Below are 15,748 nucleotides of genomic sequence, written 5' to 3'. Positions count from 1 at the left end.
ACCGTGACCTTGCCTCTACGAATCGAGGCGAGTGCCTCGCGAACTGCGGCAGCGTCGCTGCCTGGATACTTATCGTTGCCCATGTCCCACTCCTACTGCTGCTGATCTGCCCCGGTTGGGGTGGTGCTCGCGATGGCGGTCGGCAATGCGTACAGGGTGCGGGCTCCATGCTTGATCCGAATAAGTTCGCCATCGCGGCAAAGGACCGAGCAGCGGTCGCTCACGGTGCGGGGTGTGGACTCGATCGAGATGGCAATCTCAGTGGTGTCGAGCGGACGAGCGGCGGCGGTAAGGGCGATCAGGATCAGGCGTTGTGTCGGTGTGTGGGTCGGCATGTGTGTCTCCTTCGTAAGCGCTGGAGGGGAATACCCTCAGCGCTCGTCGGGCCTCGTTTATCGCGTGCGAGAAATGCGAGGCCACACCCTGGTCTGCGTAGTCCTCACACTGGGTTCACTTCGGTGTGGAAAATGTGGATAACCCACGAGAGGAGAAAGACATGGCACAGTGACTGTCCGGAACCACAGGTAGAGGGCTCGACGGGGTCCTAGTGAGAGTGGGTCAGGTAGCGGTGTAGGTTGATGTAGGTTCGGTGTAGGTTAGAGATGCTTGTAAGTGACTGATAGCAGAGGGCTGGTGTAGGTAGTGTAGGTAGTGTAGGTATTTTTCTTAAGTAAGAAGAAGAAGAATACATATATACGCTCTGTACAGAGGGTTTGCGCGAAACGATCTTCTACCTACACTACTAGTCCTCGTTCTGGTCGTAACCCTAATGGCAGCAGAGACTTAGCCCACATCCGGAACCTACACTGAACCTACACTGAATACCTACACTGGTGGCAAGGCAACTGCCCGGAACCATAAGTACGGGTTCGATAGAAGGCCGTTCTCGTTCATTCTGGTCCTAATAATCGCCCCTCAGCTCCGACCAGCAGTATCAACGTAACAGCGGAGTGCGGCACCTCTCCAGATTCACTTTAAGACCTTGCCATTTCGACGCCATATAGATGCTTAGGTGAATACCTGTACGTGAACCAGTTGGCGAAATAATTCGGGCAGAATTTTCTCTGATCCTGATAATCAGGGACCCCGAAACCCACTGAGTATTACCTCTATGTCGGGTGGGGCCTGCCATCTCCTCCCGATTCCTGTCTTTCTCCTTCCCCGGCTTGTCCACATGAGAGCCGGGGTCTCCTTTTGTACTGCTCGATTGCCCTCCCATCCCGACCAGCGTATCGTCGTTGCCGATGCGCTTGGCGATCTTCTTTCGTGGGTTCCTGGACGGCTTTGGCTTCGGCCATCTGTTCGTTCCAGCCCGTCTACCTGGAGCCCCGGTCTACCTCATCACGCCAGAACGCGATGAAGCGGAAGAGTCCACCGACAGCACGGATTGACTTGGTCACCTGTGGTGAGATTCAGCGAAGGATCTCGACCTCTTCGTCCAGAGTGACAAGATCGGCGCAGCGCCCGCCCAGAAAACAGACTTCCTGATCCCTAGTGAGGGCCAACGCCCCGAGGAGACAGGACATGGACACACAACAGATAACCACGCGCGTCGCGGCAGCACACGCGCTCTCGGCAGCTCACCCAGTCATTGGCATCGGCGGACCAATCGCAGCTCCATTCGACGCCATAGTGCGTGAGCTTGTGGTCATGCGAATCATCCTCGACGGTTCGATATACCGCCCCGGCGACCTGGAGCAGGCCGTGGACGCGTACGCCTCCCGGTACGAGGTGCGTAGCCATGCCTAACGCGATCGACCGCACACGCACCCGCGCCGCAATAGCAAACAGCCTTGAGCGAGCAGAGTCCCTCAGTATTACTCCCGCCCTCATGGAGAGATACATCGACCGTCAGGACCCACAAGCGTACTTGATCGTCGAATCCTGGGAGCCGCGCCGCTCCTATGCTCGGTACATCGTCCTCATGGAACCCGAGCATGCATAAACTCGACATGCTCCTCGCCTCATACCGCACAGACCCGGAGCAGCTTGACCCGCTGCTCCTGGAGGTCACCGCAACGGCACGTCGAGTCGCGCTGAGCGTGGATCGCACCGTGGATGTAGATGACATCGCGCAACAGGTCACAGTGGCGATCTGGGCGAACCTGTCCCAGCTCGAAGACAAGATCGCGGGCCTGGTCGTATCCATGGCCAAGGGGAGAGCGATCGACGCGACGCGATCACCCATGCACACGGCAACAGACACACTGCCTGAAGCCGAGAAGCGCGAGCGACACAACTCGATGTACGCAGCACGCGTGAGACGGATCGCTGTCCAGGTCCTCGGGGAGCAGGTCGTCGATCTAATCCATCGTGGATACACCGTCTCAGAGATCGCAATCCTGGTCGGTGTTCCGGCATCCACAATCTCTTCGCGCATGAAAAAGATCAGACGATCTACGATTCGTCGTTGAGAAGGCCCCTCATAATCGATCTCCATATGAAGGGCCGAGACGGCCAGAGCTGAGGCCAGACCCCGCTCGCTGGCGTGACGCTTAGGTTCGCCCGCACACCTGCCGCAGCCTGCGGGTCGCGCAAAGTGCGGGACACATCAAGATGCCAACACGAGCCAAACGCCCCTGCGCAGCACAAGGCTGCCCTGAGCTTTCGGACACAGGTCGCTGCGCAAAGCACACCGCAGAGCACAAACAGCAACGAGAGCTATGGCGAGGCAGCTCAACGCAGCGTGGCTACGACGCAATCTGGCAACGACTACGAGCAGCCCACATCAGACGCGAACCATTGTGCCGTGCATGTCTCAGCGCGAAGCGCGTGACGGCGGCAGTAGATGTGGATCACATCATCCCGTTCAAAGGCCTGAACGATCCTCTCAGGCTGGATGCGAGCAACTTACAGTCGCTCTGCCGACCGTGCCACACAGAGAAGACCGCGAGACAGAACAGATGACAAGCAGGCAGAATACGCTGAGCTGATCCGCTCGCAGGCCCTGAGTATGAACGATGTACGTCGGCTGCTCCTCCTACCTGAACTGCCGTACAACCGCATCCTTCGCGCGACGACGCGAACCGACAAGCACGTGACTCTTGTCCGTGACGTGGACGCGGAGATCGCAGCAGCCTTCGCAGGTCCCGAACCAAAGATCACACCTTAGCCGTCCGCAGGAGCAGGAGCCAGAGATGAAGATAAGCATCGAGCACAGTCCACTGAGCGAAGAGTTGGCGAGCAAGGGCTTGATTCCTCAGCGCTGTGCGCGATTCGAGATGAAGCTAGAGCGAGATGAGATCGCGACCCTCACACTCGACCTCATGATGCGACGTGACGAAGCCGAAGAGGTAGCTGCCGCACTCCGGGCTCACGGCATCGTCCTCGACTTCGAAGGGATCGTGTTCGCTCCCGAGGTCAGTGACCACCCGGGTTTGGACACAGGTATCACACCCAAGCAGACCGAGCAGGTCGAGCGCTTCTTCCGAACAAACGCAGTTGCCCAAAACGTCGAGACCGCTGCCCGCAAGAGAGGTCTGCGTTAGGCCACAATGCGTGGCAACCCACCCCTGACCCACCCGGGTAGGGGGGTCGCGTTTGTTTTCAACAAGATGCCATAGACCACGCCCCGGTCAAACTTTCGCAATCGCGATTTTCGAACTTTCGATCCGAAAACAAAAACCATGCTTAAGCTCGCCAATCAACTAGCGGCCCTCGTGGTTCGGTTCTTTCTCCGAGCCTGCGGAGTGATCCGATGACCGACAAACTCCTCACAGTCCTCTCCGCTCTGATCGCGGCCCTGAACAACGTGAGCACTCAAGTCTGGTCGATCGCCATCCTCCTGATCGGGGCCTCGCTTGTCGTGGCGAAGCATGCAGACATGGCTCAGCTCCTCATCGGCGGCGGTCTGGCGATCTTCACGCATAAGCAATCATGACTCCCCCGATCACACCGCTCACACCCGCACAGATCGCCCTGTATCGACTCCAGGCCGCGCACGACAACTACCCTCGTCGTGTCCTCGTCGCCTTCGATGTCTTCGCGAACGTGCTGCTCAACGGCCAGCCCGGGGAGACGATAAGCTCCCACGCTGCTCGTGCCGCACTCAAAGGCAAACTCTGGGGCACCGTGCTAAGCAAGCTGCTCGACCTGATCCAGCATGATCACGGAGCAATCGCAATCGTCGCTGACCTTGAGCGGGCCGAGAACATCGAGCGGATCGAGGAGCCAGTATGCGCGGTCGCAAACCAAAGCCCTCAGCCCTGAAGCAGCTCACCGGCAACCCTGGGAAGCGTAAGCTCAACGAGCACGAGCCTGCATTCTCGGGGGCTCCAAAGTGCCCGGCGTGGCTGAGCAAAGTAGCAAAGCAAGAGTGGCGTCGCATCGTCGGTGAGCTAACCGCTCTCGACATGCTCCGCAGCGTAGATACCGCGAGTCTGGCCGCATATTGCCAGTCCTATGCCCGTTGGCGCTCCGCAGAGGAGATCGTCGAGCGTGAAGGCCAAACCGTAAACGAGCCCATCGTGTCGAAGGCGGGGGAGGTGATCGGTTCTCGGGTGCGTCGGCACCCGGCGACAACAGTCGCACGCGAATCACAGGCAGCGATGTTAAAGGCCGCCGCGCTGTTCGGCTTCGATCCCAGCTCACGTTCACGCCTGAGCGTCGCACCAAAGAGCGAGAGGTCCGAACTCGATGCCCTCCTCGATGACAACGGCGACGACGCCTACGTGCAGTGACCGGGTAACGGTCGCAGAGGACTACATCCAGCGCGTCCTGTCAGGTGAGCAGCTCGCAGCGGAGTATGTCCACAAGACACTCCAGCGTCATGTGGACGACCTGAGAACAGGCCACACACGCGGGCTCGTTTTCGATCGCGCTCAAGCAATGCGCTCGATCCAGTTCTGCCACCGAGTGGTCAAGCACCCGGCGGATAACGGCCCTGTCAGGGCTGGCGATCCGTTCATCCTGAGCCCCTGGATGCAGGCGCTCTTCTGGGTCCTGTTCGGGTGGCGTACGACAGAGGGTCAGCGTCGCTTCAGGAGCGTTTACCTGGAGGTCGCGCGAGGAAACGCGAAGTCATACCTGCTCTCAGCGATCGGCCTGTACATCCTGGTCGGTGAGGGAGTTCGTGGCGCGGAAGTGTTCAGCGTCGCCATGAAGCGAGAACAGGCCAAGATCATATTCGATACCGCCGTGCAGATGGCGCACGTGTCGCCAGCGCTGAACATACTCAGCGCGTACACGAACAACCTGCACTCGACCGAGCTGGCCTGCAAAATGCAGCCCCTGTCGTCGGATGCGAAGTCGCTCGACGGACTCCGGCCATCCCTCATCCTCGCGGATGAGATTCATGCCTGGGTCCGTAACCGCAGCCGTGACGTATGGGCAAAGTGCAAGACGGCCCTAGGCAAGAAGCCCGGGTCACTGATGATCTCGGGCACGACGGCAGGTTCTGATCGGCACAGCCTCTGCTACGAACAGCACACATACGCAAAGCAGGTCCTCGACGGCGTTATCGAGGATGACAGCTTCCTGAGCTGGATCGCGGCGCTTGACCCTGAGAAGGATGACCCGTTCGATGAGTCGCTCTGGATCAAGGCCAACCCGAACCTCGGTGTTTCGGTAGAGCTGCAAACGCTCCGCGATCAAGCAAAGCAAGCTCGGATGATTCCCTCCGAGTACAACGAGTTCCTGCGCTACAGATGCAACATCTGGACCGAGAGGCATACGGCCTGGATGCCCATCGCCAAGTGGGACGCGTGCACCGAGCCCGTCGATCCGGACGCTCTCAAGAAGCGACCCTGCTTCGCTGGCCTCGACCTGTCCAGCAGCGATGATCTCACCGCGCTCGTGCTCGTCTTTCCGCCTTACGGGGACGACAAGCTCTGGCGTCTTCTACCGTACTTCTGGCTGCCGGGTGACTCGATCAGAGATCGCGTGAACCAGGACAACGTGCCTTACGACAAGTGGGTGCGCGACGGGCACATCGTGAAGACTGACGGGAACGTCATCGACCGCGACGCGATTCGCAGCAAGATCGTCGAGCTGTCCAAGCTGTACGACCTCCGTGAGGTCTGTTTCGACCCGTGGCATGCTGACGAGTTAGCACAGAAGCTTCAGGATCAGGATGGCCTGACAGTGGTCCCGGTGCGTCAGGGTTCTCAGAGTCTCAACGCGCCCATGAAGCGGCTATACGAGCTGGTGCTCTCTCAGCAGATCGCGCATGGTGATCAGCCGGTGCTCCGCTGGAACGCCTCGAACATCGTCGCGACCTCGGACTCAAACGGCAACATCAAGCCCGACAAGGCTGAATCAACCGAAAAGATCGACGGCATGTCCGCCACGATCACAGCGATGTCACGAGCCATCGTCGTGCCGCTCAAAACCAAGTGGTTCAAACCACGCGTGATCTAAAGGATGTCCGTCTGCTCACACTGTTCAACAACGCGCCGATCGAGAAGCGTAGCAGCGCTGACTCCATGGCAGGCTCCGGCGATACCGTAAAGGCGATCCTCGCGTGGATCGGCGTCGGCCAAAAGAGTGCAGCGGGAGAGGTGATCACCGATCAGTCCGCACTCGAACACCTAGATGTATACGCGTGCGTGCGTGTCATCAGCGAGTCGATCGCGTCGCTCCCGATGAAGATGTACGAGCTTCTCGACAAGGGCAAGCAGGAAGCATTCGATCATCCGCTCTACTACCTGCTGTCCTGTGCACCGAATCCGGAGATGACCGCCTTCACATTCTTCGAGGCCCTCACAGGATCACTCGCGCTCACTGGCAACTGCTACGCAGAGATTGTCCGCAATGCTGCTGGACAGGCTGTAGCGCTCTACCCAATCCACCCGAACAAGACTGAGCCCTTCCGCAAGCCGGATGGCCAGATCGCGTATCGCACGTCCGACGGGATGAAGGACGGGCAGACACGCGTAATCCCCGCTCAGAACGTGCTCCACGTGCCGCTGTTCTCTTTCGATGGACTCAAGGGCATCTCGCCAGTTCGTATGGCGATGCAGTCGATCGGGCTCTCCAAGGCTGCTACAAAGTACGGTGCGCGATTCTTCGGCAACGGCTCCCGCGCCGGTGGAGTTCTGACCGCCCCCGAGGGAATGGATGAGGAGACCGTCGCTGCGTCGATCCAGTCCTGGGAAAGCACGCAGGGTGGCGAGAACCAAGGCCGCACCGCATTGCTTCCAGGCGATTGGAAGTACACCCAGATCAGCCTCAGCCCCGAAGAAAGCCAGTTCCTCGCCACGCGGAAATATCAGCGCACGGAGATGGCCGCACTCTTCCGCCTGCCTCCCTACAAGATCGGCGACACCACGACCCAGGGCCGTGGGAACCACGAGCAGGCTGAGCTGAGCTTCGTCACGGACTCGCTCCGCCCGTACCTGGTGCGCTTCGAGCAAGAGATCATTCGCAAGCTGCTGCCTACTGTGGGTCGCAACGCTGGCCGTTACGTCGTGAGCTTCGATGTCCGTGAGCGTCTGCGTGGAGATTTCCAGTCGCAAGCTCAGGGCTACGCTCTCGGTCGTCAGTGGGGCTGGTACTCGATCAATGACATTCGGACCGAGATGGGCGAAAACAGCATCGGTCCGGTCGGGGATGTGTACCTCTATCCGACCAACATGGGCAACGCAGAGCAGCTCCTGAAGCAGGCCGAGACAGAGCCGATCACACAGCAGCCTGTCGCCGCACTGCCCGCGCCTACCGACAATACGCCACCGACACAGCAGGAGCGCGATCTCATCAGCTCGCTGACCTCAACCTACTTGCATTGCTACCGCGATGCGGTCGGACGCGTTTCTGCCCGCGAACATAAGGATTTCGGGCTCATTTCGCAGGTGTTTCGGCCTCTTCTGAGGTCGATTGCAGACGAAGCAGGACGGCAAGCGAGCCTCCGATTCGGCCTCGATCCTGCCTGGCACACATCGCTCGATGACCTCGTCACCGACCACCTGAAGACGGTCCACAAGCGCTCAGCAGGATGGACCGCCGAGAAAGCTGATGAGACCTCCGCCTCTGAGCTGCGCAAGGCCGTCAGGTCACTCTCGATCAACGTATTCCGCGATGCGGGCGCTCATCTCGCGCTGAAAGGTTCCGATGATGGCGAAACAGAATAAGCGCGAGTTCCGAGCCCTACCGCAGACGATCACTGTCGATCAGAACAAGGTGACCGGATACTTCGCGAAGTTCAACTCACTGTCCGAAGACCTCGGTGGCTTCCGCGAACAGATCGCTCCTGGAGCCTTCGCACGTTCACTGAAGCAGAGCCCCGATGTCTGCGCATTCGTCGATCACGACAGCTCGAAGATCATCGGCAGGACATCGGCAGATACGCTCTCGGTTACCGAGGACGAGGTTGGCTTGGCATTCACCGTCGAGCTGCCCGACACAAGCTACGCACGTGATCTCAAGGTCTCGATGGCAAGAGGCGACATCGGCAAGTGCTCCTTCGGCTTTTTCACGAACGAAGACAACTGGGCTGAGGTCAACGGCTCGCTCGTCAGAACGCTCCTCGATGTGACCGTGTTCGAAGGTTCGATCGTCAGCCTGCCCGCCTATACCGACACAGACGCTCAGCTCCGCTCGCTGTTTCCAGACGGCAAGCCTGAGGCACGCACGAACGATAAGCGTGACCTGCTCTGCGCATGTGATTGCGAGCAGTGCCAGGACGGCGACTGTGCAGAATGCTCCGATTCAGACTGCACTGACCCGCACTGCGAAGGCTCGCAGGCAGAGCGCTCGATCTGTGACTCGGATCGACACAAGCTGGAGATTCGGCTCGCACTAGCTCAGCGCGGAATCTACAGCTAACCCCCCAAGATCGCACGACGACGTGTCCGCTCGCCGGATGCCTTCGATGGCTCGCGCCTTCGTGCCGCTACGAAGTCCCCACCCGGCGTGGTGACTGTCCCCGCAACAACCCCACAAAGGAAAAGGAAACACCATGCCCCTGTTGAACGAACTGCGCGAGAAGCGCAACAAGCTGCTGCATGATGCAGGCACGATCATGCAGTCCGAGACCGTCTCCGCCGAACAGCGTGACGCGGCCACCCGCATGATCGCTGAGTCGGATGTCGTCGATCAGCTCATCACCCGTGAGGAGCGTGCAGCTCAGGCCGAGGCCGAAGCCCGCAACGTCCCTCCGACTCACCGTCCGCAGCCGGAGGCTGGTGACGTATCGCCCGAGCAGCGCAAATCGCGCATCGCCGAAGCGACCCGTCAGTGGATGGCGACTGGCTCTGTCGATGCCGAGCACCGCTCGTTCCTGGCTGAGCGTCGTGACCTGACCACCGGCACTGCTGGTGCGGTCATCGCGCAGGAGTTCTACCCGCAGCTCATCATGGCCCAGAAGCTGTACGGCCCGATCGCGCAGATGGTCGCGCAGCGCAAGACTGCGAACAACGGGGCCCCGATGAAGCTCGCGCTGATGAACGATTCCGCGAACGCGCTCGTCACGATCGGCGAGAACACCACCGTTCCAGCAAACGCTGACCCGGCTTTCAGCTCCGTGATCGTCAGCACCGACATCATCACCACCAAGATCGTCAAGGTGACGCTCGCCGAGCTGAACGACTCAAGCTTCAACCTTGAAGCGTGGCTACGTGACGCATTCGGCGAGCGCTTCGGTCGTGGGATGGAGAACTACGTCACGAACGGCAACGGTGCAAATGTCGCGTCGCTGATCGCAGCGGCCCATGCCTCTGCCATCACCGCACCGGCAGCCGGTCCGAAGTACACCGACCTGGCCAACCTGTACGGCCAGCTCGAACCGGCCTACCTGCCGAACGCGAAGTTCGCGATGTCATCCGCGACTCGCGCGACGCTGATGGGTGAAGTGGATAGCTTCGGTCGTCCGCTGCTCCAGGCATCGGGTGTGGACGGCAAGCCGTTCTCCTCGATCTTCGGTGCGGACATCGTTCTCAATCAGAGCCTTCCGGCCCTGGGTGCGAGCGTGACCGGCGCGATCCAGTTCGGTGACTTCGCGCGGGCCTATCTGCTCCGCACGGACGGCGATCTCCAGATTGTCCGCTTCAGCGAGCTCTACATGGCCAACCTGGAAGTCGGCCTGATGGGCGTGATCCGTGCCGGTGGCGTGAGCCTCGATGCGGGCACCCACCCGCTCGTCAACCTGGTTCAGTCCGCAACCTAAGCAAAACCGCGATCCGGGGCGGCGCGTTATCCGCCCCGACACATTCAATGCAAGTACGCAGCCTCAGCTCCGCCACGCTCAACGTGATCCTCACGCTGCCCGATCCGATCGCACAGCGGCTCATCGACATGGGCCGAGCCACGGCGATCGCTCCAGCGACACCAGCAGCAACCGCATGTGCAAAGCGCGAACGCGCATCCCGCATGCCGACAGAGAGCCGCTAAATGTACTCAGCCATCGACATCACGCAGCCCAAAGCTGAGCCGGTCACACTGGCGATGGCAAAGCAACACCTGCGGGTGGACTTCGATGATGATGACGCGCTCATCGACACGCTCATCGTTGCAGCTCGCGAGTACGTCGAGAAGATCACTCGTCGAGCACTGTATGAGCGCACCGTTCTGCTCAGCCTGGACAGCTTCCCGCTGCAATGGAGCGAGACGCTCAACCCGATCCAGACGAACAGAGTCGTTCCTCAGTACTGGGAGCACTTCGAGATAAGGCTGCCGAAGCCCAAGGTCACGGCGATCCTCTCGATCACGTACCAGGACGAAGCGGGCAACACGATCACGCTCGACCCATCGACCTATCGTTCCGACCTGAACTCGACGCCAGCTCGTGTCGTTCCTGCCCCCGGTGCTGCATGGCCTTACGTTGCCACCTATGTCCCCGGTAGCGTGCAAGTCACGTACACAGCAGGAAGCTACGGCGATGGAGAGACGGTCGATAACTGCCCGGCCTCGATCAAGCAGGCGATGCTTCTGCTGATATCCGGCTGGTACTCGAACCGTGACTCTGTCTCACCGCTGACGATGAAGACCGTCCCGTTCGCTGTAGATGCACTGCTCACCCTTCACAAGGTGTGCGTCCTGGGAATTCACTAATGCCGATCGTCCCCACACAGACTGGCGAGTTCAATCGCCGGGTGACGATCGTCGCTCGCTCCACACAGCGCGATGCAGCAGGCGGTGTGTCTGAGACTTGGACCGATGTTGCCACTCTGTGGGCGTGCATCCGGGACCAGTTCTCGGCTCAGAACTACCAGCAGGACGAGTTCGTCAGTAAGGCGACGGACCTCATCATCCTTCGCTGGTCGCGCTCACTCCGGGTGACAGTCTCAAACCGCGTCCGCTACACCGATCCAACGACAGGGACAGAGACGCTCTTCGAGATTGAGTCGATCAGCAATGCAGCGATGAAGAACCGAGAAGTCCATCTTCTCTGCTACCGACTGGACGGTGCACTGTGATCGGTCCCGGCCTCTTCACCCTGCTCAGCACCGAGCCGACGATCTCGAACCTCGTCGCGGATCGCATCTACCCACTGCTCCTCCCGACTGGATCAGCAACGGACCAGGCAGACTCGGTCACGATGCCTGCCGTGACGTACCAGATCGTCGGTGGTTCATCACAGCCCACGCTCACGGAGCGGGGATTTCAGAAGGTTCGCGTCCAGCTCGATTGTTGGGGCAGTGATTACCTCTCCGCCGATCTCGTGCGTGACGCAGTGACGACCTTTCTCTCGGGTAAGAGATTCACGCTCGCTGACGGGACACTGGTCAGCTTTCAGTACATCAACCCGATCGATTTCTACGCGAGCGGCGACGAGCTGTTCCGCTGCGGCGTCGAGTTCTACGCAATGTCCTACGCGGCCTAGCCGCTCACCCACAGCCTGTCAAACCCAATTAACCGCCTGCACTGACAGGCTAAGGAGCCCCAATGTCTCAGACCCTCGGCCAGCTCGGCCTCGGAACCATCGCATCGCTCGTCGGCATCACCGGCGCGAGCAGCCCAACACCGTCCACCATCGGCAAAGTAATGTCGGCGAAGGCCAGCGGCGCATCCGCAACCGTGGTCAAATACAGCACCCTCGACGGCAGCGTTTATGTCCAGAAGGTCGCAGCCGTTCGCGATGCGGGCACATGGGACCTGGAGATCGTCCATGACACCTCGGACGCAGGTCAGACTGCACTCGCGACCGCATTCGCAAACGTAGCTGGTCCGAGCTACGACTTCAAGTTCGTACTGCCGTTGAAGGCGGGCCAGACTACGACCGGTGACACTGTAACGGTCTCCGGCATCATCGCCAAGTACACCCCGATCACGTCAATCGAGACCGACAAGCTCATCATGTCGCAGGTCACCCTCGACCTGATCGCAGCGCCTGCGATTACTCCGGGCAGCTAATGACTAAGCGCAAACCCAACCCAGCAGCAGCAGCGTCGAAGCTCGCACTCGATGGTCACGACCTGGTCATCGTTTATGACTTCGCCGCGCTGCACATGATGCAGGAGCTGACAGGCGTCAACTTACTCGACGCCTGGGATGCTTCGAAGTTCGGCGCGAAGGAAGTCGCGTGCTTCCTCTTCGCGGGCGTCAATCGTCACCAGCCTGATCTCGATCTTGACTGGTGCTTCCGCGTCCTGTCGCTCGACAACTTCAACGAGGTCTTCACGTTCCTGTTGAAGTCTCTCAGGAAGAACCTGCCTGATCCGGTGAAGGCAAACCCTCCTCAGCCGGTAGTCGAGACCAAGTAGAGCCCGACGACTGGTGGTTGTCCCTGTGGACGATCGCCAGAGCCGAGCTGCACCTCAACGACGAGGAGTGGCTCGCACTGACATACCGGCAATTCGAATCACTGTGCGAGCGAGTGCGTCTCCGTCGTGCTCAACATGAGTGGCAGCTCGGAGCTATCGCAGCGGCGATCTACCAGAACGGCATGCGTACTTACGACAAGCCTCCAACCGCAGACAACTTTGTGTTCACTCCGATCAAGCATCGTGAGCCCTCGACAGAGATCACGCCAGAGCAGGACGCCAGTGTGGCGAACTTCTTCCGGTCGATGGCGAAGGAACAACCATGAGCGACGGGATCACAGTCCACATCGACGGCCTCAAGGAGCTGGACGAGGCCTTCACTCGGATGGCCGATCCCGCACGCGTGAAGAAGATCATCCGGAAGGCTCTCCGCAAGGGAGCTGAGGTCGAACGTGCCGCGATCCAAGAGCGTGCTCCAGAGCGTCCTGATCTTCCGTCTGGTACAGCGCTGCCTCCAGGTGCTCTCAAAGGCGACATTGAGGTCCACGCCACCACAGACGGTGACAATCTCGCCATCACGATCGGACCGGGGAAGTACACGAAGCATGCAGCAGGCTGGGTCGAATATGGCCACCAGATGGTGGTCGGTGGCAAGCGTCGCCTAGATAAGAAGGGCCGCATCCGGGGCAACGGACGACTCGTAAAGGTCAACGGCACCACAGTGAGCCAAGTACCAGCCCATCCGTTCATCCGGCCCGCGTTCGATGCCACCGCAACCGCAGCAACTGATGCGATCGTCGAGTCTCTGACCGAGGACGCCTCCGACCCGCAAACAAAGGGATAAAAGATGCCGAGTCAAGCAGCGGGAAAAGTGAACGTCGTCCTGACGGTCGAAGCCGCAACATACTCCGCGACGATCGATAAGGCGAAGGCCAAGCTCAACGAGCTGGGTGGCGCGTCGAAGGAGATGGCGTCGCACACGGTCTCTTCCGCTGCCGCTGCATCCGGTGCTCTGCGTGGCATTGAGGGGGCCATCCCGATTCGTGCCGCTGAGAAGTTCCTGTCCATGCTTCCGGGTGTCGGTGCCGCTCTCACAGCAGCCTTTCCGATCATCGGTGCACTCGCTGTAGCAGAGGTCATCGCACGCGGCGCGAACGAGCTGATCAACTTCACGAAGAAGACTCGCGAGGCTGGTGCTCAGTTCAAGGCGAGCTTTCAGGACATGCAGAACAGCTCGCGTCTGTCGAATGATGAGCTGGCAAAGTCGAACGTCGAGCTTGAAAAGCAAATCGCGAAGCTGACAGGAAAGCACGAGAACGTGCTCAAGGATCAGCTCGCAGATGCTCGCATCGAGGCTGACAAGCTTGCCATGTCCGCAGCCAACGGCGCGAAGCAGGTGAAAGAACTGCTGGAGCGCAACAAGGCGAGCCTGCTCGCTCGCGTCATGGGCTCAGACTCGACGAACGAAGTGTTCGGCAACGTTAACAACTTTCAGAACAACAAGGCCGAAGCTCTCCAGCGCTTCGACGACGCGACGCACAACGGCGACGCGACTGGTGCGGCAAAGGCGAAGCAGGACTACGAGCAACAGATCAAGAACGAGCGTGCGTACTACCGCGACCAGATCAGTCTGCGTAGTGGTTACGTCAAGTATGCGGAAGGTCCGAACGGTTCTGAGCAGGTCCGTGCACAAAAGGGCGAATACGGCGCTGGCACATACGCGAGCGTCAACGGCGACCAAAGCAGGACGCTCACTGCGCTCCGGGGAGCACTCGGTCTCAACTACGACGAGGCGGACAAGCTCGACCTCACAAAAGAGCACAATGCTCTCGTTGCTCAGAAGGACGTTGCGGAGAACGCCAAGACTGGTGCCGACCTCAAGCGTAAGGCTGATGCGGATCACCTCCGTGCACTCCAAGAAGAGCTGAGCATCCGTCGCACGCAGCTCACGGAGCATGAAGGTGAGAGCAAGGGCAACTTCTCTCAGCGTCAGCGTGAGACGGAGATCGACTTCTACTCAACACACCTTCACGATTTCAAGGAAGGCACGACCGAGTACAAGTCTGTTCTCGAAGGGCTGAACACCGCACTGCGTGGATGGAACGAAACGAACCACGAAGGCGCGGAAGCTGTCCGGACGATGCTCGGCAACAACGGCAAGCTCCAGGATCAACTTAAGGGCACTACGTCCTCAGAGCGTGACACCCAGAGCTACCTCGCAGCTCTTAGTGAGCAGAAGTCCACTCTCGCCGAGCTAGCAGACAAGCAGGCGGAAGCCCGGATCGCCGACCAGGAGCGCAACGGCGAGATCACGAAGCTCGACGCGGCAACGCAGCTCGCAACAATCCATACCCAGCAATACGCAGACGCACTCGCGAAGCTCGCGCAACAGCGCAAGCAGATCGAGCGCAACCCTGACCTCTCACCCGACGCGCGACGTGCAAAGCTCGCAGAGCTGGACACACAGGGTCAGGTCCTAGGTCAGCAGCGCACCTATGAGCAGGGTCAGGACGCAGATGCGGTAACCGATCAGACTGGCAAAGGCGCTTTCTCGAAGTCGCTTCGGCAGTACATCACGGAGACGCAAGACACCGCAGGTCAGGTCCGGAATATCTGGTCGTCCTCCTTCACCGGCATCAACGAGCAGCTCAGCGACATGCTGTCCGGTCAGCGCACCTCATGGAAGGGCTTCTTCTCATCGATCGCCAAGGACCTCGCCAACATCTTCCTGCAAAAGGGAGAGGCTGCACTGTTCAGTGGCTTGCTCGGTGGAGCTGGTGGCGGCGGTCTGCTCAGCAGCGTGGGGACACTCTTCAGTGGCCTCGGCTTCGCTGACGGCGGTGATCCGCCTCCTGGTGTTGCGTCGCTGGTCGGTGAGTCCGGACCGGAGCTATTCGTTCCCAAGGGACCTGGCACCATCGTGCCGAACCACAAGCTCGGTGGCGGCACCACACACAACTGGCATATCGATGCACGCGGTGCAACCGATCCAGCAGCGGTGAAGGCAATGGTCCGTCAGGGTATCGCCGAGGCAGCACCCGCATTGCTGTCAGCCTCGCAACACGCCAGCCGTGAAGCAGCAGCCCGCAAGCCAGCGTCCCGCCGATAACTCA

The 15,748-nt window shown here is 59.9% G+C and carries 22 protein-coding genes; 21 read left to right on the top strand and 1 reads right to left on the bottom strand.

Annotated elements, in window-relative coordinates:
* Positions 1-92: 92 nt before the first annotated feature.
* A complete protein-coding gene (locus AC5IJH_RS11765; RefSeq protein WP_491903013.1) occupies positions 93-335 on the bottom strand; it encodes a hypothetical protein in 243 nt (80 codons plus the stop codon).
* A 909-nt stretch (positions 336-1,244) separates the two neighbouring features.
* Here AC5IJH_RS11765 and AC5IJH_RS11760 point away from each other — a divergent pair.
* The 21 genes from AC5IJH_RS11760 (at position 1,245) to AC5IJH_RS11660 (ending at position 15,744) form a co-directional block, all read left to right on the top strand.
* Entirely contained in the window at positions 1,245-1,391 is a 147-nt protein-coding gene (locus AC5IJH_RS11760; RefSeq protein ID WP_491903012.1) for a hypothetical protein, read from the top strand.
* A gap of 133 nt (positions 1,392-1,524) precedes the next feature.
* A complete protein-coding gene (locus tag AC5IJH_RS11755) occupies positions 1,525-1,749 on the top strand; it encodes a hypothetical protein (protein ID WP_491903011.1) in 225 nt (74 codons plus the stop codon).
* Positions 1,750-1,937: 188 nt separating this feature from the next.
* The gene (locus AC5IJH_RS11750; RefSeq protein WP_491903010.1) at positions 1,938-2,414 is read left to right on the top strand and encodes a sigma-70 RNA polymerase sigma factor region 4 domain-containing protein; all 477 of its coding nucleotides are present in this window, start codon (positions 1,938-1,940) and stop codon (positions 2,412-2,414) included.
* A 142-nt stretch (positions 2,415-2,556) separates the two neighbouring features.
* The gene (locus tag AC5IJH_RS11745; protein WP_491903009.1) at positions 2,557-2,907 is read left to right on the top strand and encodes an HNH endonuclease signature motif containing protein; all 351 of its coding nucleotides are present in this window, start codon (positions 2,557-2,559) and stop codon (positions 2,905-2,907) included.
* Between the two features lie 230 nt (positions 2,908-3,137).
* Positions 3,138-3,488 carry a hypothetical protein gene (locus AC5IJH_RS11740; RefSeq protein ID WP_491903008.1) on the top strand — a complete coding sequence of 117 codons (351 nt, stop codon included), beginning with the start codon at positions 3,138-3,140 and terminating at the stop codon, positions 3,486-3,488.
* 209 nt (positions 3,489-3,697) lie between these two features.
* Entirely contained in the window at positions 3,698-3,880 is a 183-nt protein-coding gene (locus tag AC5IJH_RS11735) for a hypothetical protein (RefSeq protein ID WP_491903007.1), read from the top strand.
* A complete protein-coding gene (locus AC5IJH_RS11730; RefSeq protein WP_491903006.1) occupies positions 3,877-4,209 on the top strand; it encodes a hypothetical protein in 333 nt (110 codons plus the stop codon). The genes AC5IJH_RS11735 and AC5IJH_RS11730 overlap by 4 nt, the downstream gene beginning before the upstream one ends.
* The gene (locus AC5IJH_RS11725) at positions 4,176-4,679 is read left to right on the top strand and encodes a phage terminase small subunit P27 family (RefSeq protein WP_491903005.1); all 504 of its coding nucleotides are present in this window, start codon (positions 4,176-4,178) and stop codon (positions 4,677-4,679) included. The genes AC5IJH_RS11730 and AC5IJH_RS11725 overlap by 34 nt, the downstream gene beginning before the upstream one ends.
* Positions 4,648-6,357 carry a terminase large subunit gene (locus AC5IJH_RS11720; protein ID WP_491903004.1) on the top strand — a complete coding sequence of 570 codons (1,710 nt, stop codon included), beginning with the start codon at positions 4,648-4,650 and terminating at the stop codon, positions 6,355-6,357. The genes AC5IJH_RS11725 and AC5IJH_RS11720 overlap by 32 nt, the downstream gene beginning before the upstream one ends.
* Positions 6,333-8,066, top strand: coding sequence for a phage portal protein (locus AC5IJH_RS11715; RefSeq protein ID WP_491903003.1), 1,734 nt, complete (start codon positions 6,333-6,335; stop codon positions 8,064-8,066). The genes AC5IJH_RS11720 and AC5IJH_RS11715 overlap by 25 nt, the downstream gene beginning before the upstream one ends.
* Complete coding sequence (locus AC5IJH_RS11710) at positions 8,050-8,760, top strand: HK97 family phage prohead protease (protein WP_491903002.1); 711 nt, start codon at positions 8,050-8,052, stop codon at positions 8,758-8,760. The genes AC5IJH_RS11715 and AC5IJH_RS11710 overlap by 17 nt, the downstream gene beginning before the upstream one ends.
* 133 nt (positions 8,761-8,893) lie before the next feature.
* Positions 8,894-10,099: a phage major capsid protein gene (locus AC5IJH_RS11705; RefSeq protein ID WP_491903001.1), complete on the top strand. Its 1,206-nt coding sequence runs from the start codon at positions 8,894-8,896 to the stop codon at positions 10,097-10,099.
* A gap of 47 nt (positions 10,100-10,146) precedes the next feature.
* Positions 10,147-10,323, top strand: a complete 177-nt coding sequence (locus AC5IJH_RS11700; RefSeq protein ID WP_491903000.1) for a hypothetical protein — start codon at positions 10,147-10,149, stop codon at positions 10,321-10,323.
* Positions 10,324-10,983, top strand: coding sequence for a head-tail connector protein (locus AC5IJH_RS11695; RefSeq protein ID WP_491902999.1), 660 nt, complete (start codon positions 10,324-10,326; stop codon positions 10,981-10,983). It begins immediately after the preceding gene.
* Positions 10,983-11,348: a phage head closure protein gene (locus AC5IJH_RS11690; protein WP_491902998.1), complete on the top strand. Its 366-nt coding sequence runs from the start codon at positions 10,983-10,985 to the stop codon at positions 11,346-11,348. Before AC5IJH_RS11695 ends, AC5IJH_RS11690 begins: the two co-directional genes overlap by 1 nt.
* A complete protein-coding gene (locus AC5IJH_RS11685; protein ID WP_491902997.1) occupies positions 11,345-11,755 on the top strand; it encodes a DUF3168 domain-containing protein in 411 nt (136 codons plus the stop codon). The genes AC5IJH_RS11690 and AC5IJH_RS11685 overlap by 4 nt, the downstream gene beginning before the upstream one ends.
* Positions 11,756-11,817: 62 nt before the next feature.
* On the top strand, positions 11,818-12,285 hold the full coding sequence (locus AC5IJH_RS11680) for a hypothetical protein (protein WP_491902996.1): 468 nt from the start codon (positions 11,818-11,820) through the stop codon (positions 12,283-12,285).
* Entirely contained in the window at positions 12,285-12,635 is a 351-nt protein-coding gene (locus tag AC5IJH_RS11675; protein WP_491902995.1) for a hypothetical protein, read from the top strand. Before AC5IJH_RS11680 ends, AC5IJH_RS11675 begins: the two co-directional genes overlap by 1 nt.
* Before the next feature lie 17 nt (positions 12,636-12,652).
* Entirely contained in the window at positions 12,653-12,961 is a 309-nt protein-coding gene (locus AC5IJH_RS11670; RefSeq protein WP_491902994.1) for a hypothetical protein, read from the top strand.
* Positions 12,958-13,479 carry an HK97-gp10 family putative phage morphogenesis protein gene (locus tag AC5IJH_RS11665; RefSeq protein ID WP_491902993.1) on the top strand — a complete coding sequence of 174 codons (522 nt, stop codon included), beginning with the start codon at positions 12,958-12,960 and terminating at the stop codon, positions 13,477-13,479. The genes AC5IJH_RS11670 and AC5IJH_RS11665 overlap by 4 nt, the downstream gene beginning before the upstream one ends.
* Positions 13,480-13,482: 3 nt before the next feature.
* Positions 13,483-15,744, top strand: a complete 2,262-nt coding sequence (locus tag AC5IJH_RS11660; protein WP_491902992.1) for a phage tail tape measure C-terminal domain-containing protein — start codon at positions 13,483-13,485, stop codon at positions 15,742-15,744.
* Positions 15,745-15,748: the final 4 nt, after the last annotated feature.

Source organism: Candidatus Dedyshia acidiphila (genome assembly GCF_051025295.1).
Lineage (GTDB): Bacteria > Acidobacteriota > Terriglobia > Terriglobales > Acidobacteriaceae > KBS-83.
Note: the sequence above shows the minus strand (reverse complement) of the source record. Positions and strands in the feature narration are given on the sequence as shown.